Below are 19,404 nucleotides of genomic sequence, written 5' to 3'. Positions count from 1 at the left end.
TGATGATCGATGCTCGTTTGAAAACCGTCTGGCCGGGCTTCAGTCTCGATGTCGACTTGCATGTGCCGGGCCGCGGCGTGACCGCGCTTTATGGACCTTCGGGCTCTGGCAAGACCTCTTGCCTGCGTTGTATCGCCGGACTCGAACGCGCCGGGCAAGGCTTTGTTGAGGTCAACGGCGAGGTCTGGCAGGACAGCGACAACGGCATTTTCGTCCCGCCGCACAAGCGAGCAATCGGCTATGTATTCCAGGAAGCGAGCCTGTTTGCGCATCTGTCGGTCATGGCCAATTTGCAGTTCGGCCTCAAACGTATTGCCAAATCACAGCGTCAGGTCGAGATAACGCAAGCCACCGAACTGCTGGGCATCGCGCATCTGCTGAATCGCCATCCAGAGCATTTGTCCGGCGGTGAGCGACAGCGTGTCGGCATCGCCCGCGCGTTGCTCACCAGTCCAAAATTGTTGCTGATGGACGAACCGCTGGCCGCACTCGACAGCCAGCGCAAAAACGAAATAGTGCCTTACTTGCAGCGCCTGCATGACGAACTGGACATTCCGGTGCTGTACGTCAGCCATGCCCAGGACGAAGTGGCGCGGCTGGCCGATCACCTGGTGTTGCTCAGCGAAGGCAAGGTGTTGGCCAGCGGCCCGATCGGCGAAACCCTCGCACGGCTGGACTTGCCGATGGCAATGGGCGATGACGCCGGGGTGATCATCGAAGGCCAGGTCAGCGCTTACGATGCGCAGTATCAATTACTGAGTCTGCAACTGCCGGCTACCGAAATGAGCATTCGCGTCACGCATGCACCGATGAATATCGGCCAGACGCTGCGCTGCAAGGTGCATGCGCGGGACATCAGCCTGGCGCTGCATGACAGCGAATCCAGCAGCATTCTCAATCGATTGCCAGTTACGGTAGTGGGCGAGCAAGCAGCCGACAACACCGCTCACGTACTGATTCGTCTCGATGCAGGCGGAACGCCGTTGCTCGCACGGATCACCCGCTATTCCAGAGACCAGTTGCGTGTGCATCCGGGCCAGCGGTTGTGGGCGCAGATCAAAGCGGTCGCGGTGCTTGCCTGAATCATTTGGCACGACGGCAACAGCGTGCGGTCAATGATTTTACTGACCGCTGCCACCCAAGGATCTTGCCATGCCCGACACCGAGCTGACTGCTGCACTGCCATCCGACCTGCATTACGTCGATGACTCCCAGCCCGGTATCACTCGCAAGAAACTGCGCGGCAAGTTCTGCTACTTCGAGCCCTCCGGCCAGCGCATCACCGACCCGGACGAAATCAAACGGATCAACGCCCTCGCCGTCCCTCCGGCGTACACCGATGTGTGGATCTGCCCGGACCCGTGCGGTCATCTGCAAGCCACCGGCCGCGATGCGCGCGGCCGCAAGCAGTATCGTTACCATGCACGCTGGCGTGAGGTTCGCGATGCCGACAAGTATTCGCGGCTGCGCGATTTCGGCCTGGCACTGCCAAAGCTGCGCAAGCAATTGGAAGCGCTGCTGGCGGCGCCCGGCTTCAGTCGCGACAAGGTCATGGCCACCGTCATCACTTTGCTCGACGCTACGCTGATTCGGGTCGGCAATACGCAATATGCCCGCGACAACCGTTCTTACGGCCTGACCACCCTGCGCAGCCGCCACGTCGAGGTCAATGGCAGTGCGATCCTGTTCCAGTTTCGCGGCAAGAGCGGCATCGAACACCAGATCACCGTCAAGGACCGACGCCTGGCACGCATCATCAAGCGCTGCCTGGAGATCCCCGGGCAAAACCTGTTTCAATATCTGGACGAAAACGGCGAGCGCCACTCCGTCACCTCGTCAGACGTTAACGCCTACTTGAAAACCCTCACCGGCGCCGATTTCACCGCCAAGGATTACCGCACCTGGGCCGGCAGCGCTTTGGCGCTGTCGACATTGCGTGAGTTGCAATGGAAGTCCGAGGCCGAGGCAAAACGGCACGTGGTGGAGATGGTGAAAAACGTCGCCAAGCAACTGGGCAACACCCCGGCGGTGTGCCGCAAGTGCTACATCCATCCCGGCGTGGTGGAAAAATTCATGCTCGGCGCCCTTGCCGAACTGCCGAAACCGCGCGTGCGCAAAGGCTTGCGCACCGAGGAAGTGGCTCTGGCGATGTTTCTTGAACAGATGATTGAGGTGGCGGACGCCAGTTGATGGCTGACTTGAGCGGGCAGCCAACGCGCTGAACTGTGTATTTTTTGCGCAATCGCTACAGGCTTCTATAGTTGTTGTGACACGAATCAGTGCGGTGGCGCCATGGAAGACATTTTCGTCGTGCAGCGTTGCACCAAAATCATTATCCACGGCCGTCGCGCCGGGGACAGTCAGCAAGATCCCGCTGAAGCGCAAAGCTGGTTTCGAATCCGCGACACGCGCACAGGCGGCTTCATCGGCGATGGCTACGACAAAGAGTACGACGCGGAAAATGAATGCCAGCGGCTGAACGCAGCCAGCGCCCCGTCAGTTGCCCGCCGGCCCTGCGCCTGATATCGATCAAAAGCGGGTCTATAGTCAAACCAGCTGAGGGAGCAGCACCCCCACGGCATGAGGCTCGCCAGCGCGGGCTTTTTGCTGCCATTCAGCTTAGATAGAACGGAGGTGTTCCATGTCCGAAAAAGAGTCCATCACCACCCTCCTCACCCTTCTCGACGCCCGCCAGGCGCGACTTGCGGCGGCCTGCAAGGAAATCGCCGACTGGGTCGATCATCAAGGCGGTCACCCCACCGCCCTGCGCATCCGCGACCGGCTCAACGACATCGAAAAGGATGCTCCGCTGATTCGCAACACGCTGTCAGCGTTGAAACCCATTGATCGACCATTGCCTCGGTTCAGATGACCGCGATTGAACAAGCGGGCGCGAGGTTTGCTGCACGAGCGGTGACGCTGCAGTCACCGCCAGGTCGCTTGCGCGTGATGATTATTTTTCCTTCCTGATCGGTTTCCTGCCGGTCAAAAGCCAGTATCGCTTTTTACCCCGCCAGCCCCCTACGTGAGTTTCCCGTAGCACAGTCCGGCCGGAAAAAGATGAACATACGTTCACCGCAAACACCGTCGAAAGCGTCTAGCCTGCGGGTTCCAACATAGTGACTACAGGAGTAACCCACCATGTTCTCGCACGAAAGCATTGCGCTGATCACGCTTTTTTCAATCCTGGTTGTGGGCGCGCTTGCGGCCGTTCTGCATCCGCTACATGCACTCGCGAGCTGGATGCGCAGGCGCAGGGTAAAGTCCACTCGACTCAGCAAAGAGATGAATTCGCGCTGAACCTGGTCACTGCAAAGCAAAAAAAAGGGCTTGCACGAGATATCTCATGCAAGCCCTTCATATTCATGGTGCCCGAAGCCGGAATCGAACCGGCACGCCCTTACGAGCGGGGGATTTTAAGTCCCATGCGTCTACCAGTTTCGCCATTCGGGCGGTAGCGCGGCGTTGCTGTAGTCTGCATCAGAGCAGCAATCCTGACAGGATGCAGCCCTTGAAGCAGTGCGGGAAATATATACATCACTTCCCGTTGAAGCAAGTTAGCAATGGCTGTATTTCAAGACTGAATCTTGCAGCGCAGTGCAAATAAAAAAGCTCCGTAAATCATGGATCTACGGAGCTTGTTTAAAGTGGAGGCCGAGGTCGGAATCGAACCGGCGTAGGTGGATTTGCAATCCACTGCATAACCATTTTGCTACTCGGCCTCAAAGCATTTGCTGTCAGTAGCACAACAACAAATACGTAAAACTTGGAGCGGGAAACGAGACTCGAACTCGCGACCCCGACCTTGGCAAGGTCGTGCTCTACCAACTGAGCTATTCCCGCTTGGTGATGCGCATTCTATAGAATTAAGAAGGTCCGTCAACCCCTTGATTCAAAAAAGTTTTATTTCTTTTCCACATCCGTCTTCAGATGCGGCCAGGCAGCACGAAGGTATTGAACCATCGACCATAACGTCAGGCCGGCGGAGACCATCAGCAAGGCGTAACCCAAGATGACCCAGAAGCTGAAGTCCTTGGGATTGGCCAGCAGGATCACCAAAGCAAGCATCTGTGCGGCGGTTTTCCATTTGCCCAGATTGGACACTGCGACATGGGCACGGGCGCCGAGTTCGGCCATCCATTCACGCAATGCCGAAACGACGATTTCGCGACCGATGATGACTGCCGCCGGCAACGTAAGCCAGAGATTGCCGTGTTCCTGCACCAGCAACACCAACGCCACGGCAACCATGAGTTTGTCGGCAACCGGATCGAGAAACGCGCCGAACGGCGTGCTCTGCTCCAGACGACGGGCGAGGTAACCGTCCAGCCAGTCGGTCGCTGCCGCAAAGGCAAACACCGAGGCAGAGGCCATGTAACTCCACTGGTAAGGCAGATAGAACAGCAAAATGAAGATCGGTATGAGCAGGACGCGTAGAACGGTAATCAGATTAGGGATATTCATCGGCACAACTGGCTACGAGGTGAGGGGGCATTCTACTCGCTATGCAGGTTCGCATAAATCGACTCTGCGAGCTTTTTACTGATCCCCGGGGCTTTGGCGATCTCTTCGATGCTTGCACGAGACAGCTCCTGCAATCCACCAAAATGTTTCAACAAGTCGCGACGGCGGGTGGGTCCAACGCCAGCAACGCCTTCAAGCGTAGATGTGCGGCGGGTTTTGCCGCGGCGCGCGCGGTGCCCGGTGATTGCGAAACGGTGTGCTTCATCGCGAATCTGCTGAATAAGATGCAATGCCGGCGAGTCGCCGCGCAACGTGAACTCGTGCGCTGCATCATTCAGATACAACGTTTCGAAGCCAGCCTTGCGGGTTGCGCCCTTGGCAACCCCGAGCAGAATCAGATCCGGCACGGCCAGTTCATTGAGCACATCGCGAGCCATCGATAGCTGGCCCTTGCCGCCATCGACCAGCAGAATGTCCGGCAACTTGCCCTCGCCTTCCTTGAGTCTACTGAAGCGCCGCGTCAGTGCCTGGTGCATGGCAGCGTAATCGTCACCGGCCGTGACGCCTTCGATGTTGTAGCGCCGGTAGTCCGACTTGATTGCGCCCTCAGGGCCAAACACCACGCAGGAAGCCACCGTTGCCTCACCGCTGGAATGACTGATGTCGTAGCATTCCAGACGCTGTGGCGGCTCATCGAGATTGAGCACTTCGGCCAAGGCCTCGAAACGCGCCGCGGTGTGTTGACGGTTTGCCAGACGCGCGCCCAATGCCTGCTCCGCATTGGTGACAGCCAATTGCTGCCAGCGCGCACGCGTACCACGGACCCGATGACTGATCGCCAACTCGCGCCCACGCAATTCATGAATGGCCTCGATCAGCGCCGGAAAGTCTTCGTGCACCACGTTGACGATCAGCTCACTCGGCAAATCGCGCTCGGGGCTGCTGATGAAGTATTGGCCCAAAAACGCGGCCATGACTTCCGACACGTCTTCTTCGATGCCCACTTGCGGGAAGAAATTCTTGCTGCCCAGCACTCGCCCGCCGCGAACACTGATCAGATGCACGCAGGCGCCGCCGGGGTTGACGAACGCAGCGATGACATCAATGTCTCCCGTGCCACCCTCCATGCTTTGCTGATCCTGGACCCGTCGCAACAGTGCGATCTGGTCGCGCAACTCGGCCGCTCGCTCGAATTCCAGATTGATCGCCGCTTCTTCCATTGCCGTGGACAGCTCGTTGGTCAACGCATGACTACGCCCCTCAAGAAACATCACCGAGTGACGCACGTCCTCGGCGTAAACCTCGGGCTCGACCAGGCCAACGCAAGGCGCCTTGCAACGTTTGATTTGATATTGCAGGCATGGTCGCGCGCGGTTCTTGTAGTAGCTGTCTTCACACTGACGAACGAAAAAGGTTTTTTGCAGAAGGCTCAGGCTTTCGCGGATGGCGCCGGCACTCGGATAGGGACCGAAGTACTTGCCCTTGGCTTTTTTCGCTCCGCGATGAATGCTCAGGCGCGGAAATTGACCATCGGAGAGAAACACGTAGGGGTAGGATTTGTCGTCGCGCAACAGAATGTTGTACGGCGGACGCCATTCCTTGATCAGCGTTTGCTCAAGCAATAACGCTTCGGTCTCATTCGCCGTGATGGTCGTCTCGACCTGCGCAATCCGTCCGACCAACGCCGCGGTCTTGGGCGCGAGACCGGTTTTGCGAAAGTAGCTGGCCAGGCGTTTTTTCAGGTTCTTGGCTTTACCAACGTATAGCAGCCGCGCATCACTGTCGAACATGCGATAGACGCCTGGGCGTCCGCTGACGGTCGAGAGAAAAGCACTGGAATCGAATGTTTCAGTCATGATCAGAGGCTGGCATCGACCATGCCGTGACGAACCGCCAACAGCGTCAACTCAACGTCACTGCTGATCGAAAGCTTCTCGAAGATACGGTAGCGATAGGTATTCACGGTTTTCGGCGACAGGCACAGCTTATCGGAAATGATCTGCACCTTCTGACAGCCGACAATCATTAACGCGATCTGAATTTCCCGCTCCGACAGCGCATCGAAGGGTGAATCGTTGGACGGCTGGAAGGATTTGATTGCCAGTTGTTGAGCGATTTGCGGACTGATGTAGCGCTGACCCGCGAATACCAGGCGAATCGCCTGAACCATTTCCGGCAACCCGGCGCCCTTGGTCAGATATCCCGCAGCGCCGGCCTGGAGCAAGCGTGTCGGGAAAGGATCTTCTTCACAAACCGTCACCGCGACGACTTTGATGTCCGGATGACTGCGCAGGAGCTTGCGCGTGGCTTCCAGGCCACCGATGCCGGGCATCTTGACATCCATGAGAACCACATCGGGTTTCAACTCTCGAGCCTTGATCAGGGACTCTTCCCCGGACTCGGCCTGGCCGACCACCTGCAAGCCGTCGATATCGGCCAGCATGCGGGTAATGCCCGTACGAACGAGATCATGGTCATCGACCACTAGCACCCTAATCAAGCAGACACCTCGCGATATGGTCATATTGGGATGCGGGACACCTTAGCAAAAAGTGCCCCACAGACCTAGCGGAAAGCAGCATTAAAAAAGTTTCAATACATCATTGAGGGCTTGCCGGCTGCGGGTTTCAGAGCACAGGTGTGCTGATATCGAGCTGCATTCGCAGAAAACACTCATCCTGGCCCCGGACCTGCAGGCCTTTTCTTTCGTAAAGGTTTCTTGCCGGATTATTCTGGAAGACCGTCAGGCGTATAGCCGGACGACGCTCTCTGCGCGCCATGTCGATAACCTGATCGATCGCCCAGGAACCGGCACCTTGTCGATGAAACGCTTCAGAGACCTGTAATTCTCGAATATAAAGCGCGCGCATGTCCCGGCTCAGACTCATATAACCGACAGACACGTCATCACGCACTATCAGCCAGTTCTGCCGCTCCGACCACGCGACATCGAACGCATGGTCCTGCCATGGCAGCTCGAACTCAATGTAGTAACGCAGCATGTTCTGGCAGGTCAGCTCGCGGGCGGATGTCACGTCTTCGGCGGTAGCGCGACGCAATTCAAGGCTCATCCTGCATTCTCCAGAAACACCAACCCAGGGCGCTTGCCATTCTTTATCGCATTCGTCAGCGCCACAACCAGCACAATGACGACACTGTTCATCCTCGGTCAACAAGCAAGGGACCGGGTGTTACGATCTCAAGCACTTCGGCAATAGACATCAGGTTGAACAGCCAATAGCAATTTCTGATTGCTGCCGCCGGTCAGCGTCGAGTAAGCTCGATCCATTCCACGGAGACAGACCATGTTCAATACACTTTCGCAGCTTGATACCGCCAGCGCCCAGCGCTCGGTCGCGGCTGCGTGGGTGAATGATGTTTGCACTCCGGTCAGCTTTTATTTTGGGTATTGGTTTAGCCACTGGCGCGCCTGATACCCAAACGGCGCCCATGTAAACGGGTCGCCTACCAGAGATTTCTCAACCCCCGGTCGGCTCCCCGACCGGGGGTTTTGTTTTTTCAGGCTTCACACATTTTCAGCCACACCACCAGACATTTGAGGATTCACCCATGAATTACGCCACTTATTACCGTTACGACAGCTTTAGCGCCTGGCGATTTACCAGCTTCCGCTCGGGACAGCCTGCCGCCTCCGATCGGTCACCTACAGGTGGCAAGCACACACACGTTGCCAATCCGGCCAATTGTCGAACACCCCAGTAGGGCCGAGCGCGCGGTAAGAAACCGCCGCCAGCCCAGGAAGACCGAATATGAACTCGTCCGTTTCCGCTCTGCCACTTTCCACGTTGAATCCTGCCAACGAAGCACTGACCTTGCGTCTGCCCAGCTCGTTGCAACTCAAACAGCGGTTACCGCTCAGCAACACCTTGAGTCAGCAGATCGCCGCCCAGCGCCAATCCGTGCGCGCCATTCTCAACGGCCAGGACCAGCGGCTGCTGGTAATTGTCGGCCCCTGCTCTATCCACGACCCGCAATCCGCACTCGAATATGCCGAAAAACTCGCTCGACTGGCTGAACAGGTCAGCGACGAAATGCTTTTGGTAATGCGTGCCTATGTCGAAAAACCACGCACCACGGTTGGCTGGAAAGGCCTGGCCTACGACCCGCACCTGGATGGCAGCGATGACATGGCCGGTGGCCTTGCGCTGTCACGCGAGTTGATGCTGGAAATGATCCGGCTCGGCTTGCCGGTGGCCACGGAACTGCTGCAACCGATGGCCGCCGGGTATTTCGATGATCTACTGAGCTGGGTGGCCATTGGCGCACGCACGACTGAATCGCAGATCCACCGCGAAATGGCCAGCGGCTTGAACATGGCGGTCGGCTTCAAGAACGGCACCGACGGCGGTGCTGCAATTGCGGTTGATGCCATGCGTTCGGCAGCGCACCCGCATCGGCATTTTGGCGTCGACAGCCAAGGTCATCCGGCCATCATTCAAACGCCAGGCAACCCCGATACCCATCTGGTGCTGCGCGGGGGTCACAAAGGGCCGAACCATGATCGCGAGAGCGTGGCAAAGATCCACGCCGATCTGAATCGGCTCAATATCCCGAGCCGGATCATGGTCGATTGCAGTCACGCCAACAGTGGCAAGGACCCTCTGCGCCAACCCGGCGTTTTCAACGAAGTGCTTGAGCAACGCCTGCAGGGTGATCGCGGCCTGATCGGCATGATGCTCGAATCCCACCTGTTCGAGGGCTGCCAGCCATTGAGCGGATCTCTGCGCTATGGGGTATCGATTACCGATGGCTGCCTCGGTTTCAGTGCGACTGAGCGCTTGTTGCTCGACGCCGCCAAGCGTCTCGCTGCGCACGCGGACTGATAGCCATGCCATCCCTTCGGTTTCGCTGAAACCGAAGGGATGGCAGACAGCGCTACGCCTCTACTCGTACCTGTGTTTCTGCCGATTCCTGACTGACATCATCGAGACGTTCTACCGTGTAAGCCACACGCACCGTGGTGCCATGATGCTCACGCCAAAACCGGTGAGGCACGATGAAAATCAACGGTTTCCCTGCCGTTTCGCGGCTGATCTCACGGTCGTCGCGATGGTTGAAAAAGTCTCCGTCACATTTGAGGTATACCAACTCCCCTTCCTGCGTGCGGGCATTACCGATCATGACAGTCACCCCATCGATTGAATCTTCACTGTCAAGCACGCCATCCTGGGCCTCCAGCACATCGGGGGCGTCCAGATCCTCACGAAAAAAGGGCATCACCCGCAGTTTCGTCGCTTCGGACTCACGCAGTGCGCCGACAGCGTCTTCGACCCGGTAACGCACCGCTACCTGCTCACCGAGATGTCCGGCGATGTGCGCTCCGTCGATCCAGAATGACAGCACATCGGCAACAGCGAAGGTTTCGACCTTCAGGTTATCCCTGAAAGAAGCTGGAAACGCATCGGTGCCCCATATCAATGTCACCCGATCGCCAGCCGCCATGCGTGCATAAGGCTGCAGCACGACAAGCGTACCCTCCGGCACCCGCGCTGGGTCCAGTGTTCCACTGACCACACCCTCGACGATCGGTGCGAGCAGTTGTGGACGTGGATCACCGACCGATAATTGCAGACGTGCCGACAAGGAGGGTTCGGGCAATCCGGCCCCCATGCGAGTCCAGTAGATTTCCAGCGAACCGCCATCCAGTGCCGCGACATGCAGGCCTTTGATGACGAAAACAACCTCCTTGCCGACCTGGCCTTCGGTGACATAACGCACCATTTCGTGCTGGTAAGCGAAGCCTTCGATATCCAGCCCTTCCCAACTCAGCAGCAAGCGGTCGCCGCAGGTCATGCCTGGATAAGGAGCGATACGGACAACGACCCTGCCCAACGCGGGATCGAGCACCCTGCCTTCGACCGAATCCAGGGTTACCGCTGGCAACAACTCCTTTGATGCACAGGCTCCGACGGGGTGGCGCATCCGGTAGCAAAACTCGACTTCATGCGTGTTCATCAGTGGCTCCGTTCCTTGGAAAAACGCCGTTTGCAAGCGACGTCGACAGCTCACATTGAACGGGATCCGGCGAATTTCTTCTGTCGGCACGATTCGCCGCAGACGTCCGGTAAAAGCTGCGCGGGGAGTAGGCAAACATCTCGAATTTGTTATTGAATATGCGAAAGACGGCGGCAACTTCCGATTCGGATCTCACAACTATCTGATAATTCGTACAACTTCTGGTCCAGTTTCATCGACCAATAGAAGCCTGTTCTTACTTCTTCGGCAAGATGAGTGTTTTAGAGTGGCCTCAGGACTCCCGATGAACCTCTGTGAAAGGTCAGAACATGCAACGGAATGCTTCAACTCGCTATCCCATCCTGCTGGTACATGGTCTGTTCGGATTCGAGCGCATCGGCCACTTCGAGCTGTTCCATGACGCACGCGACGCTTTGAAAACAGCCGGCAGCCGTGTGTTCGTCCCACATATTTCCGCCACTCACAAAAACGAAACAAGGGGTGAACAACTGCTTGCACAGATTCATCGCGTACTGATTGGCACAGGTGCCGAGAAAGTCAACCTTATCGGCCACAGCCAAGGTGCATTGGCAGCCCGCTACGCTGCAGCGCTTGCACCACACACCGTTGCTTCGGTGACGTCAGTCAGTGGCCCGAATCATGGTTCGGAACTGGCCGACTTCTTGCGCAAGGCACTGGTCCCGGGCCGTTTGCCGGAAGCGGTGGCGCAGAACGTCGCGACGTTGTTTGCCAACTTCCTTTCATTGCTCAGTGGCAATTCGGCGTTACCGCAGAACGCAATGGCCGCGCTCAATGCACTGACAACCGAAGGCGTCGGCGATTTCAACGACAAGTATCCGCAAGGGCTACCCAGGACCTGGGGCGGGCATGGGCCGGACCACGTCGATGGCGTGCGCTATTATTCATGGAGTGGCGTCATTGCGACTGCGCCCGCCTCACTGCTTGATCCCATGCATCGTATCTGCCAGGCGCTTTCGCAATACTTCACGACCGAGACGGAGCAAAACGATGGGTTTGTCGGGCGCTTCAGTTCTCACTTGGGCCAGGTGATTCGCTCGGACTATCCGCTGGACCATCTGGGCAGTCTGCGCCGCGCTTACGGCACGGTGACGAGGCTGCCTGATCCGATCGAACTGTACGTCGAACACGCCGAGCGCCTGCGTGCAGCCGATCTCTGATTTGCGCCACGGACAGAGCAACGGAACTTTGCCGGGAAATCGCTCACTGAATCCGGTAGGCTCCACTCTTTACTGAAATACATTGGAGAAATTCCCCATGGCTAAAGCCACTGCCCGCCACATCCTGGTTTCCGACGAAAACAAGTGCAACGAACTCAAGGCCCAGATCGAAGCCGGCGCCGATTTCGCTGAAGTGGCCAAGGCCAACTCCAGCTGCCCATCGAGCCGTCAGGGCGGTGACCTGGGCTCCTTCGGTCCTGGTCAGATGGTCAAGGAATTCGACACCGTCGTGTTCAGCGCGCCAATCAATGTCGTGCAAGGCCCGGTGAAGACCCAGTTCGGCTATCACCTGCTCGAAGTCACCAGCCGTCAGGACTGATTCGTCGTCCGACTGCCCGCAACGGCCCGCCTTCTGGTGGGCCGTTGTGTTTCAGTTACACATACGGCTGGCGAGCGACGCGCCTCTCGCGTACAACTTGCGCTTATCGATTCAAGTCCCAAGGCTGACAATGCGACTGGTTTTCCCCACATTGATGCTTGCCGCCCTCGCCCTGCTGACGGCTGGCGCAAGCGCGAACGCCGCACCGCAACATGCCCTGACCGTTTATGGCGAGCCTGCCAAATACCCCGCTGGCTTCAGCCATTTCGACTACACCAACCTGCAGGCGCCCAAGGGCGGCACGATGCGCCGTTCGGCCATCGAGATCGGCCACTTCGACCATGTCCTTCCTTATATAGACAAAGGCATCGGTGTCACGCAGATCGATGGGTTGTTGTATTCGCCGCTGGCCCAGCGCTCGCTGGACGAGCCTTACACCGTGTATGGCCTGGTTGCGCAAAAGATGGAGCGTTCGGACGATGGCCTGTCACTGCGCTTTTTCATCAATCCCAAGGCCCGCTTCGCCGACGGCAAAGCGATCACCGCCGAAGACGTGCGCTACACCTATGACCTTTTGATGACCCAGGGCAGCCTGCGCTATCGCACCCAGTTCGCCGACGTCAAAGGTGTCGAAGTTGAGGCGCCGCTGACCGTGCGTTTCGATTTCAAGAGCAACGAAAACCGCACCCTGCCCCTCGATATAGCGACGCTTCCGGTGTTCCCTGAACACTGGTGGAAAACCCGCGATTTCGCCGGCGGTGGCGGTTATGAAGCCCCGCTGGGCAGCGGCCCCTATCGAGTCGGTAGGGTCGATTCGGGGCGCAGCATCACCTTTGAGCGCAACCCCGACTGGTGGGGCAAGGACCTGCCGGTCAGTCGCGGCCTGTACAACTTCGATCACTTCAGCATCGAATACTTCGGCGACACCGATGTCGCTCGCCAAGTGCTGCGCGGTGGCGCCTACGACTACAACCGCGAATTCTCGGCGACCGGCTATTCGATCGGCTATGACAGCCCCGCACTGAGCGACGGCCGTCTGCAAAAAGCTCATTTGGCGACCGAAGCGCCGCAATCGGCCCAGGGATTCGTGTTCAACCTGCAAAAGCCGATGTTCGCCGACCGGCGTGTGCGCCAGGCATTGGCGATGCTCTGGGACTTCGAGTGGAGCAACCGGCAGATGATGCGCAGTCTGTATATTCGCCAGCAAAGCTACTTCTCCAATACGTCGCTGGCCGCCACCGAGTTGCCCGATGCGCAAGAACTGAAGATCCTCGAACCCTTGCGTGGGCAAATCCCCGACGAGGTGTTCAGTAAAGTGTTCGAAGCGCCGAAAACCGATGGCAGCGGCGTGATCCGCGACAAGCAACTGCAAGCCCTCGCACTGCTCGAAGAGGCTGGCTGGAAACCCGATGGCGATCAATTGGTCAACGCCCAGGGCGAGCCACTGAGCTTCACTTTTCTGGTCAGCCAGAACGGTATGGATCGCCTGCTGCTGCCGTACAAACGTACCCTGAAACAGATCGGCATCGAGCTCAACATCCGCCGCATCGATTCGTCGCAATACGTCAATCGGCTGATGAGTCGCGACTACGACATGATCGTGACCGGCTACCCGGTCACCACATCCCCGGGCGGCGAGTTGCTGAACTATTTCGGCTCGGCATCGGCCAACGACCCTGGCGCCAACAACTACATGGTGTTGAAGAACCCGGCGGTGGATACCTTGATCAACGGCCTGATTCGCGCATCGACCCAGGCCGACATGCTGCGCTATGCACATGCGCTGGACCGGGTGCTGCAATGGAACTATTACTGGATCCCCAACTACTATCCGCCCGGCACTTCGACCGTGTGGTGGAACCGTTTCGGCATACCGACGATTCAGGCCAGCAATGACGAAGCGATCGAGAGCTGGTGGGAAATCAGCCGTACGCCGCTGACCAACCAACAGATGACCGCCGAGAAAATCGCCCGCGGCAGACCCGGAGGGCCGCACTGATGTGGGGTTACATACTGCGGCGTCTGCTGCTGATCATCCCGACGCTGGTGATCATTCTGCTGGTCAATTTCGTGATCATTCAGGCCGCTCCCGGCGGCCCAGTGGAACAGGCCATCGCTCATCTGCAAGGGATCGGTGGTGCGAGCGTCGGCGCCGGTGCCAGCGAGACTGCCAGCGGTGCCTCGCGCGCCAGCCGTGGCCTCGATCCGCAACTGATCAAGGACATCGAGAAACAATACGGCTTCGACAAACCGGCCCACGAGCGCCTGTGGCTGATGCTGAAAAATTATGCACAGCTGGACTTCGGCAAGAGCTTCTTCCGTGGCGCCACGGTCACTGATCTGATTTTGGAAAAGATGCCGGTGACCATTTCGCTCGGCTTATGGGCGACATTGATTACCTACCTGGTGTCGATTCCACTGGGTATTCGCAAGGCCGTTCACCATGGTAGTCATTTCGATGTCTGGAGCAGCACCGCGATCATCATCGGTTATGCGATGCCGGCGTTCTTGTTTGCCATGTTCCTTATTGTGGTGTTCGCCGGCGGCACTTCGCTGAACTGGTTTCCGGTGCGCGGGCTGGTCTCGGACAATTTCGAATCGCTGTCGGCCCTGGGCAAGATCGCCGACTATTTCTGGCACCTGGTGCTGCCAGTGACAGCGCTGGTGATCGGCGGATTCGCGACGCTGACGATTCTGACGAAAAACTCGTTTCTCAATGAAATTACCCGCCAATATGTGGTGACCGCGCGCGCCAAAGGCTTGAGTGAACGCCGTGTGCTGTATGGCCACGTGTTCCGCAACGCCATGCTGTTGGTGGTCTCGGGGATTCCTCAGGCCTTTATCAGTGTGTTCTTCGCCGGCTCCCTACTGATCGAAGTGATTTTTTCGCTCGATGGCCTCGGGCGCATGAGCTACGAAGCGGCGGTTTCGCGGGATTATCCGGTGGTGTTCGGTTCGTTGTTCATCTTCACCTTGTTCGGCCTGCTGATAAAACTCATCGGCGACCTGTGCTACACCCTGGTCGACCCGCGTATCGACTTCGCCGCGAGGAACGCCTGATGTTCAAGCTCTCGCCGTTGGGTCGTCGCCGTTTCGAGCGGTTCAAGAAAAACCGTCGCGGCTGGTGGTCGCTATGGCTGTTCATCGGCCTGTTCATGCTGACACTCGGCGGCGAATTGATCGCCAACGACAAGCCGTTGATGGTCAGCTATCAGGGCCAGTGGTATTTCCCGGTGTTCAAGCGCCACACCGAACAGGAGTTCGGCGGGCAACTGCCATTCCAGGCCGATTATCGCAGCGACTATGTGCAGAACCTGATTCGCAAGGACGGCGGCTGGCTGCTGTTTCCGCCGATTCCGTTCAGTGACGACACGCCGAACTATGACCTGAATAAACCAGCGCCCAGCCCGCCTACATCGGTGAATTGGCTGGGGACTGACGATCAGTCGCGGGATGTGCTGGCGCGGGTGATTTTTGGCGCGCGGGTGTCGATCCTGTTTGCCTTGATGCTGACCTTTGTCAGCGCGTTGATCGGCATCGCCGCCGGCGCATTGCAAGGCTACTACGGCGGCTGGGTCGACTTGCTTGGGCAACGGCTGCTGGAAGTCTGGTCGGGGTTGCCGGTGTTGTACCTGCTGATCATTCTGTCCGGTTTCGTCGAGCCGAATTTCTGGTGGTTGCTGGGGATCATGGCGCTGTTTTCATGGCTGGCGCTGGTGGACGTGGTGCGCGCCGAGTTCCTGCGCGGGCGCAATCTGGAATACGTCAAAGCGGCCCGTGCCTTGGGGCTCAGCGACCGCAAGGTGATTTTCCGGCACATTCTGCCCAACGCAATGAACGCGACTTTGAGTTACCTGCCGTTCATTCTCACCGGAGCGATCTCGACCCTGACCGCGCTGGACTTCCTCGGCTTCGGCATGCCCGCCGGCAGTGCCTCGCTGGGCGAGTTGATCGGCCAGGGCAAACAGAACCTGCAAGCCCCCTGGCTCGGTCTGACGGCGTTCTTCACGCTGGCGCTGATTCTGTCTTTATTGGTATTCATCGGCGAAGCGTTGCGTGACGCATTCGATCCAAGGTCCTGAAGCGTGCCCATGACTGACAATCTGATTGAAATCCGTAACCTCAATGTCGCGTTCCATGGCCAGACCGTGGTGCGTGATTTGTGCCTGGATATCCTCCCGGGCGAATGCCTGGCGCTGGTCGGCGAATCCGGCTCCGGAAAGTCGGTCACTGCGCACTCGATCCTGCAGTTATTGCCTGAATCCGAGGCGCACACCCGCGGCAGCATTCGCTATCGTGGCCAGGAGCTGCTCGGGGCGGATCCGAAAGTCTTGCGCGAGTTGCGCGGCAACCGCATCGCCATGATTTTTCAGGAGCCGATGACCTCGCTCAATCCGCTGCACACCATCGAGAAACAGATTGGCGAGACGCTTCTGTTGCATCGCGGCCTCGGCGGCAAAGCAGCGCAGCAACGCATTCTCGAATTGCTCGGACTGGTCGGTATCCAGAAACCAAAGGAGCGCTTGAAGGCTTATCCTCATCAGCTGTCGGGCGGCCAGCGGCAACGGGTGATGATCGCCATGGCGCTGGCATGCGAGCCGGAATTGCTGATCGCCGATGAACCCACAACTGCACTCGACGTCACGGTGCAGCGCAAGATTCTGCTGCTACTCAAATCCCTGCAGCAACGCCTCGGCATGTCCCTGCTGCTGATCAGCCATGACCTCAACCTGGTGCGCAGCATCGCCCAACGTGTCTGCGTAATGAAGGCCGGCGAAGTCGTCGAGCAGGCGCCCTGCGAAACCTTGTTCACCGAGCCGAAGCACCCTTACAGCTGCGTGCTGCTCAACGCCGAACCCGAGGGCGAAGCGTTGCCACGAGACGAGCGTGAGAACGTGCTGGAAGTCGATGATCTGAAGGTCGAGTTCGCCGTCGGTGGCGGGCTGTTTCAGCGCAAGCAGTATTTGCGCGCGGTGGATGGCATCAGCCTGAACATTCAGCGTGGCAAGACGCTGGGCATCGTCGGCGAATCGGGTTCAGGCAAGTCGACGCTGGGTCAGGCGATCCTGCGCCTGCTCGACTCCGAAGGCAGCATCCGCTTTCAGGGCGAGGCACTCGACGGTCTCAATCAGAAACAGATGCGCCCGTGGCGGCGGCAAATGCAAGTGGTGTTTCAGGACCCGTTCGGCAGCCTCAGCCCGCGCATGTCAGTCGCGCAAATCATCAGCGAAGGCCTCGAAGTGCATTGTGAGTCGAGCGCCGATGAGTGCGATGAGCAAGTGATCCGCGTGCTCAAAGAGGTCGGCCTCGACCCGGAAAGTCGTCATCGCTATCCCCACGAGTTTTCCGGTGGTCAGCGCCAGCGCATTGCCATCGCCCGGGCACTGGTATTGAAACCGGCGCTGATTCTGCTCGACGAGCCGACGTCGGCGCTGGATCGCACAGTGCAGAAACAAGTGGTCGCCCTGCTCCGCCAGTTGCAGGAAAAGCACGGTCTGACGTACCTGTTCATCAGCCATGACCTGGCCGTCGTTCGCGCGCTGGCCCATGACATGATTGTGATCAAGGACGGTAAAGTCGTGGAGCGTGGTGCCAGCCATGAGGTATTCGATGCGCCGCAGCATCCATATACCAAGGAGCTGTTGGCGGCGGCGCATCCGGGGTAGGCATAATCGATGTGCGACGCGATACCGCGTCGCGGCATTCGCGAGCAGGCTCGCTCCCACAAGGTTCGCGGCTGCTCACGCATTGGGTGACGACCGGTTTCACTGTGGGAGCGAGCCTGCTCGCGAAGGGGCCGGCCCAGGCAACATACCATCAGGATCATTCAACAGATGAACACCACCGAAAGCCTCAAGGACTACCAACGCGTTCGCACGCTGGCGATCCGCTCGCTGTTCGAGATCATCGAGCAGTCGAGCGAAGGCACGGTCATTGTTGATCGGGACGCCAACATCGTCTGGATGAACGAGCGCTATGCCCGGCGCTTCGGCCTTGAATCGGCTGCCAGCGCAATCGGCAAGGCCTGCGAAAGCGTGATCCCCAGCAGCCTGCTGCGTGAAGTGGTACGCACCGGGCGGCCGATTCTGCTCGACATGCAAGACACGCCAAAAGAGCCGTTGGTGGTGATGCGCCTGCCGATCCATGACGATGCCGGCACGGTGATCGGCGCGATCGGTTTTGCCCTGTTCGATGAGTTGCGCACGTTGTCGCCCATGCTCAAGCGCTACCTGAGCATGCAGGAAGAACTGGCCTCGACGCGCTCGCTGCTGCGCGCCCGCCAGACCAAATACAACTTTGCCCACTTCATCGGCACCAGCGCCGCCAGCCTCGAAGTCAAACGCCGCGCCCGGCGCAGTGCCAGTGCCGACTCGCCGGTCTTGCTGCTCGGCGAAACCGGCACCGGCAAGGAACTGCTCGCTCAAGCGATCCACAGCGCATCGCCCCGCGCGCACAAAGCCTTTGTCAGCATCAACAGCGCGGCGATCCCCGAAGCGCTGCTCGAAGCTGAATTTTTCGGTACAGCCCCCGGCGCGTTCACCGGTGCTGATCGCAAGGGGCGTACCGGCAAGTTGCAGATCGCTCAGGGCGGCACGCTGTTTCTCGACGAGATCGGCGACATGCCGCTGCCGCTGCAAAGCAAGTTGCTGCGCGTGTTGCAGGAAAAAGAGTTCGAACCGGTCGGCTCCAACGAGGTGATTCAGAGTGATGTGCGGGTCATTGCCGCGACCTCGACTGATCTGCAAGCGGCAATCAAGCGCGGCGAATTCCGCGCCGATTTGTACTATCGCCTGAATGTGCTGCCGATCCAGGTGCCGCCTCTGCGCGAACGCCTCGATGATTTGCCGGCACTCAGCGAAGCGATTCTTGAGGAACTGCGCAGCCAGCACGAGCTGCACCGCGATGCGCTGACGTTGCTCGGCCAACACGCCTGGCCGGGGAACATTCGCGAGTTGCGTAATGTGCTGGAGCGTGCGGCGCTACTCAGTGATGACTTGATTCTGACCGAGCAGGATCTGCGCGCGGCGATTGGCACGTTGACACCGGTTGAACGTACGTCCGCGCACGTGCCCGAAACGGCGACGGAAGAAACCTACGCGCAGGCGCGGCAACGCTTCGACCGGCAATTGATACAGGCCGCACTGGCGCAAAGCGCGGGCAAGGTGCCGGAAGCGGCCGCTCGGCTGGGGCTTGGGCGGTCGACGCTGTACAAGAAAATGGTCGCGCTGGGGATTGCCGAGTCTCAATAGCGAGACTCATGTCCTGTTTTATAGATTGAAGTGCTTCGCACTTATCGCGAGCAGGCTCACTCCTACAGGATCTGCGCACACCGTCACCCTGTAGGAGTGAGCCTGCTCGCGATAGGGCCAGACCAGCCACCGAAAA

The 19,404-nt window shown here is 58.6% G+C and carries 19 protein-coding genes and 3 tRNA genes; 14 read left to right on the top strand and 8 right to left on the bottom strand.

Going from position 1 to position 19,404, the window contains the following annotated elements:
- Positions 1–2: 2 nt before the first annotated feature.
- The 5 genes from modC (at position 3) to BLU52_RS26800 (ending at position 3,300) form a co-directional block, all read left to right on the top strand.
- Positions 3–1,082 carry a molybdenum ABC transporter ATP-binding protein gene (gene modC, locus BLU52_RS11305; protein ID WP_090283256.1) on the top strand — a complete coding sequence of 360 codons (1,080 nt, stop codon included), beginning with the start codon at positions 3–5 and terminating at the stop codon, positions 1,080–1,082.
- A 70-nt stretch (positions 1,083–1,152) separates the two neighbouring features.
- Entirely contained in the window at positions 1,153–2,190 is a 1,038-nt protein-coding gene (locus BLU52_RS11300) for a DNA topoisomerase IB (protein WP_090283255.1), read from the top strand.
- Positions 2,191–2,292: 102 nt separating this feature from the next.
- On the top strand, positions 2,293–2,523 hold the full coding sequence (locus BLU52_RS11295) for a hypothetical protein (protein ID WP_090283254.1): 231 nt from the start codon (positions 2,293–2,295) through the stop codon (positions 2,521–2,523).
- 118 nt (positions 2,524–2,641) lie between these two features.
- Entirely contained in the window at positions 2,642–2,872 is a 231-nt protein-coding gene (locus tag BLU52_RS11290; protein ID WP_090283253.1) for a hypothetical protein, read from the top strand.
- A 269-nt stretch (positions 2,873–3,141) separates the two neighbouring features.
- The gene (locus BLU52_RS26800) at positions 3,142–3,300 is read left to right on the top strand and encodes a hypothetical protein (RefSeq protein ID WP_167359894.1); all 159 of its coding nucleotides are present in this window, start codon (positions 3,142–3,144) and stop codon (positions 3,298–3,300) included.
- A gap of 66 nt (positions 3,301–3,366) precedes the next feature.
- Here BLU52_RS26800 and BLU52_RS11285 read toward each other — a convergent pair.
- The 7 genes from BLU52_RS11285 to BLU52_RS11255 all read right to left on the bottom strand — a co-directional run bounded on the left by BLU52_RS11285 (position 3,367) and on the right by BLU52_RS11255 (position 7,535).
- Positions 3,367–3,453: transfer RNA gene (locus tag BLU52_RS11285), tRNA-Leu, on the bottom strand.
- A gap of 195 nt (positions 3,454–3,648) precedes the next feature.
- Positions 3,649–3,722: transfer RNA gene (locus BLU52_RS11280), tRNA-Cys, on the bottom strand.
- 45 nt (positions 3,723–3,767) lie between these two features.
- Positions 3,768–3,843: transfer RNA gene (locus tag BLU52_RS11275), tRNA-Gly, on the bottom strand.
- Positions 3,844–3,903: 60 nt separating this feature from the next.
- Positions 3,904–4,464 (bottom strand): CDP-diacylglycerol--glycerol-3-phosphate 3-phosphatidyltransferase, encoded by a 561-nt coding sequence (pgsA, locus tag BLU52_RS11270; protein ID WP_007950102.1) that lies wholly within the window; start codon positions 4,462–4,464, stop codon positions 3,904–3,906.
- A gap of 32 nt (positions 4,465–4,496) precedes the next feature.
- Entirely contained in the window at positions 4,497–6,320 is a 1,824-nt protein-coding gene (gene uvrC / locus BLU52_RS11265) for an excinuclease ABC subunit UvrC (protein ID WP_090283252.1), read from the bottom strand.
- Between the two features lie 2 nt (positions 6,321–6,322).
- Positions 6,323–6,964, bottom strand: coding sequence for a response regulator transcription factor GacA (gene gacA / locus BLU52_RS11260; RefSeq protein WP_016984198.1), 642 nt, complete (start codon positions 6,962–6,964; stop codon positions 6,323–6,325).
- A gap of 127 nt (positions 6,965–7,091) precedes the next feature.
- On the bottom strand, positions 7,092–7,535 hold the full coding sequence (locus BLU52_RS11255) for a GNAT family N-acetyltransferase (RefSeq protein ID WP_090283251.1): 444 nt from the start codon (positions 7,533–7,535) through the stop codon (positions 7,092–7,094).
- 234 nt (positions 7,536–7,769) lie between these two features.
- On the opposite strand from BLU52_RS11255, the gene BLU52_RS27120 reads away from it, so the two are divergent.
- Positions 7,770–7,898, top strand: a complete 129-nt coding sequence (locus BLU52_RS27120; RefSeq protein ID WP_269458362.1) for a hypothetical protein — start codon at positions 7,770–7,772, stop codon at positions 7,896–7,898.
- A 336-nt stretch (positions 7,899–8,234) separates the two neighbouring features.
- A complete protein-coding gene (locus BLU52_RS11250) occupies positions 8,235–9,308 on the top strand; it encodes a 3-deoxy-7-phosphoheptulonate synthase (protein WP_090283250.1) in 1,074 nt (357 codons plus the stop codon).
- Between the two features lie 52 nt (positions 9,309–9,360).
- Here the strand turns inward: BLU52_RS11250 and BLU52_RS11245 are convergent, their stop codons facing one another.
- Positions 9,361–10,440 carry a hypothetical protein gene (locus BLU52_RS11245; protein ID WP_090283249.1) on the bottom strand — a complete coding sequence of 360 codons (1,080 nt, stop codon included), beginning with the start codon at positions 10,438–10,440 and terminating at the stop codon, positions 9,361–9,363.
- Positions 10,441–10,769: 329 nt separating this feature from the next.
- Between BLU52_RS11245 and BLU52_RS11240 the strand changes: the two genes are divergently transcribed.
- The 7 genes from BLU52_RS11240 to BLU52_RS11210 all read left to right on the top strand — a co-directional run bounded on the left by BLU52_RS11240 (position 10,770) and on the right by BLU52_RS11210 (position 19,268).
- The gene (locus BLU52_RS11240; protein WP_090288512.1) at positions 10,770–11,639 is read left to right on the top strand and encodes an esterase/lipase family protein; all 870 of its coding nucleotides are present in this window, start codon (positions 10,770–10,772) and stop codon (positions 11,637–11,639) included.
- Positions 11,640–11,736: 97 nt separating this feature from the next.
- Complete coding sequence (locus BLU52_RS11235; RefSeq protein ID WP_090283248.1) at positions 11,737–12,018, top strand: peptidylprolyl isomerase; 282 nt, start codon at positions 11,737–11,739, stop codon at positions 12,016–12,018.
- A 130-nt stretch (positions 12,019–12,148) separates the two neighbouring features.
- Positions 12,149–14,017: an extracellular solute-binding protein gene (locus tag BLU52_RS11230; RefSeq protein ID WP_090283247.1), complete on the top strand. Its 1,869-nt coding sequence runs from the start codon at positions 12,149–12,151 to the stop codon at positions 14,015–14,017.
- Positions 14,017–15,078 (top strand): microcin C ABC transporter permease YejB, encoded by a 1,062-nt coding sequence (locus tag BLU52_RS11225; protein ID WP_090283246.1) that lies wholly within the window; start codon positions 14,017–14,019, stop codon positions 15,076–15,078. The genes BLU52_RS11230 and BLU52_RS11225 overlap by 1 nt, the downstream gene beginning before the upstream one ends.
- Positions 15,078–16,100 carry an ABC transporter permease gene (locus tag BLU52_RS11220; RefSeq protein WP_090283245.1) on the top strand — a complete coding sequence of 341 codons (1,023 nt, stop codon included), beginning with the start codon at positions 15,078–15,080 and terminating at the stop codon, positions 16,098–16,100. Before BLU52_RS11225 ends, BLU52_RS11220 begins: the two co-directional genes overlap by 1 nt.
- Before the next feature lie 9 nt (positions 16,101–16,109).
- Positions 16,110–17,684, top strand: a complete 1,575-nt coding sequence (locus BLU52_RS11215) for an ABC transporter ATP-binding protein (protein WP_090283244.1) — start codon at positions 16,110–16,112, stop codon at positions 17,682–17,684.
- A gap of 168 nt (positions 17,685–17,852) precedes the next feature.
- Positions 17,853–19,268, top strand: a complete 1,416-nt coding sequence (locus tag BLU52_RS11210) for a sigma-54 interaction domain-containing protein (protein WP_090283243.1) — start codon at positions 17,853–17,855, stop codon at positions 19,266–19,268.
- Positions 19,269–19,404 lie beyond the last annotated feature (136 nt).

The organism is Pseudomonas granadensis (genome assembly GCF_900105485.1).
Lineage (GTDB): Bacteria > Pseudomonadota > Gammaproteobacteria > Pseudomonadales > Pseudomonadaceae > Aquipseudomonas > Aquipseudomonas granadensis.
Note: the sequence above shows the minus strand (reverse complement) of the source record. Positions and strands in the feature narration are given on the sequence as shown.

What these genes read in the sequence shown, in the direction of transcription:
- modC (WP_090283256.1), top strand. Translation starts at nt 3, where the DNA reads ATGATCGATGCTCGTTTGAAAACCGTCTGGCCGGGCTTCAGTCTCGAT.
- BLU52_RS11300 (WP_090283255.1), top strand. Translation starts at nt 1,153, where the DNA reads ATGCCCGACACCGAGCTGACTGCTGCACTGCCATCCGACCTGCATTAC.
- BLU52_RS11295 (WP_090283254.1), top strand. Translation starts at nt 2,293, where the DNA reads ATGGAAGACATTTTCGTCGTGCAGCGTTGCACCAAAATCATTATCCAC.
- BLU52_RS11290 (WP_090283253.1), top strand. Translation starts at nt 2,642, where the DNA reads ATGTCCGAAAAAGAGTCCATCACCACCCTCCTCACCCTTCTCGACGCC.
- BLU52_RS26800 (WP_167359894.1), top strand. Translation starts at nt 3,142, where the DNA reads ATGTTCTCGCACGAAAGCATTGCGCTGATCACGCTTTTTTCAATCCTG.
- pgsA (WP_007950102.1), bottom strand. Translation starts at nt 4,464, where the DNA reads ATGAATATCCCTAATCTGATTACCGTTCTACGCGTCCTGCTCATACCG.
- uvrC (WP_090283252.1), bottom strand. Translation starts at nt 6,320, where the DNA reads ATGACTGAAACATTCGATTCCAGTGCTTTTCTCTCGACCGTCAGCGGA.
- BLU52_RS11255 (WP_090283251.1), bottom strand. Translation starts at nt 7,535, where the DNA reads ATGAGCCTTGAATTGCGTCGCGCTACCGCCGAAGACGTGACATCCGCC.
- BLU52_RS27120 (WP_269458362.1), top strand. Translation starts at nt 7,770, where the DNA reads ATGTTCAATACACTTTCGCAGCTTGATACCGCCAGCGCCCAGCGCTCG.
- BLU52_RS11250 (WP_090283250.1), top strand. Translation starts at nt 8,235, where the DNA reads ATGAACTCGTCCGTTTCCGCTCTGCCACTTTCCACGTTGAATCCTGCC.
- BLU52_RS11245 (WP_090283249.1), bottom strand. Translation starts at nt 10,440, where the DNA reads ATGAACACGCATGAAGTCGAGTTTTGCTACCGGATGCGCCACCCCGTC.
- BLU52_RS11240 (WP_090288512.1), top strand. Translation starts at nt 10,770, where the DNA reads ATGCAACGGAATGCTTCAACTCGCTATCCCATCCTGCTGGTACATGGT.
- BLU52_RS11235 (WP_090283248.1), top strand. Translation starts at nt 11,737, where the DNA reads ATGGCTAAAGCCACTGCCCGCCACATCCTGGTTTCCGACGAAAACAAG.
- BLU52_RS11230 (WP_090283247.1), top strand. Translation starts at nt 12,149, where the DNA reads ATGCGACTGGTTTTCCCCACATTGATGCTTGCCGCCCTCGCCCTGCTG.
- BLU52_RS11225 (WP_090283246.1), top strand. Translation starts at nt 14,017, where the DNA reads ATGTGGGGTTACATACTGCGGCGTCTGCTGCTGATCATCCCGACGCTG.
- BLU52_RS11220 (WP_090283245.1), top strand. Translation starts at nt 15,078, where the DNA reads ATGTTCAAGCTCTCGCCGTTGGGTCGTCGCCGTTTCGAGCGGTTCAAG.
- BLU52_RS11215 (WP_090283244.1), top strand. Translation starts at nt 16,110, where the DNA reads ATGACTGACAATCTGATTGAAATCCGTAACCTCAATGTCGCGTTCCAT.
- BLU52_RS11210 (WP_090283243.1), top strand. Translation starts at nt 17,853, where the DNA reads ATGAACACCACCGAAAGCCTCAAGGACTACCAACGCGTTCGCACGCTG.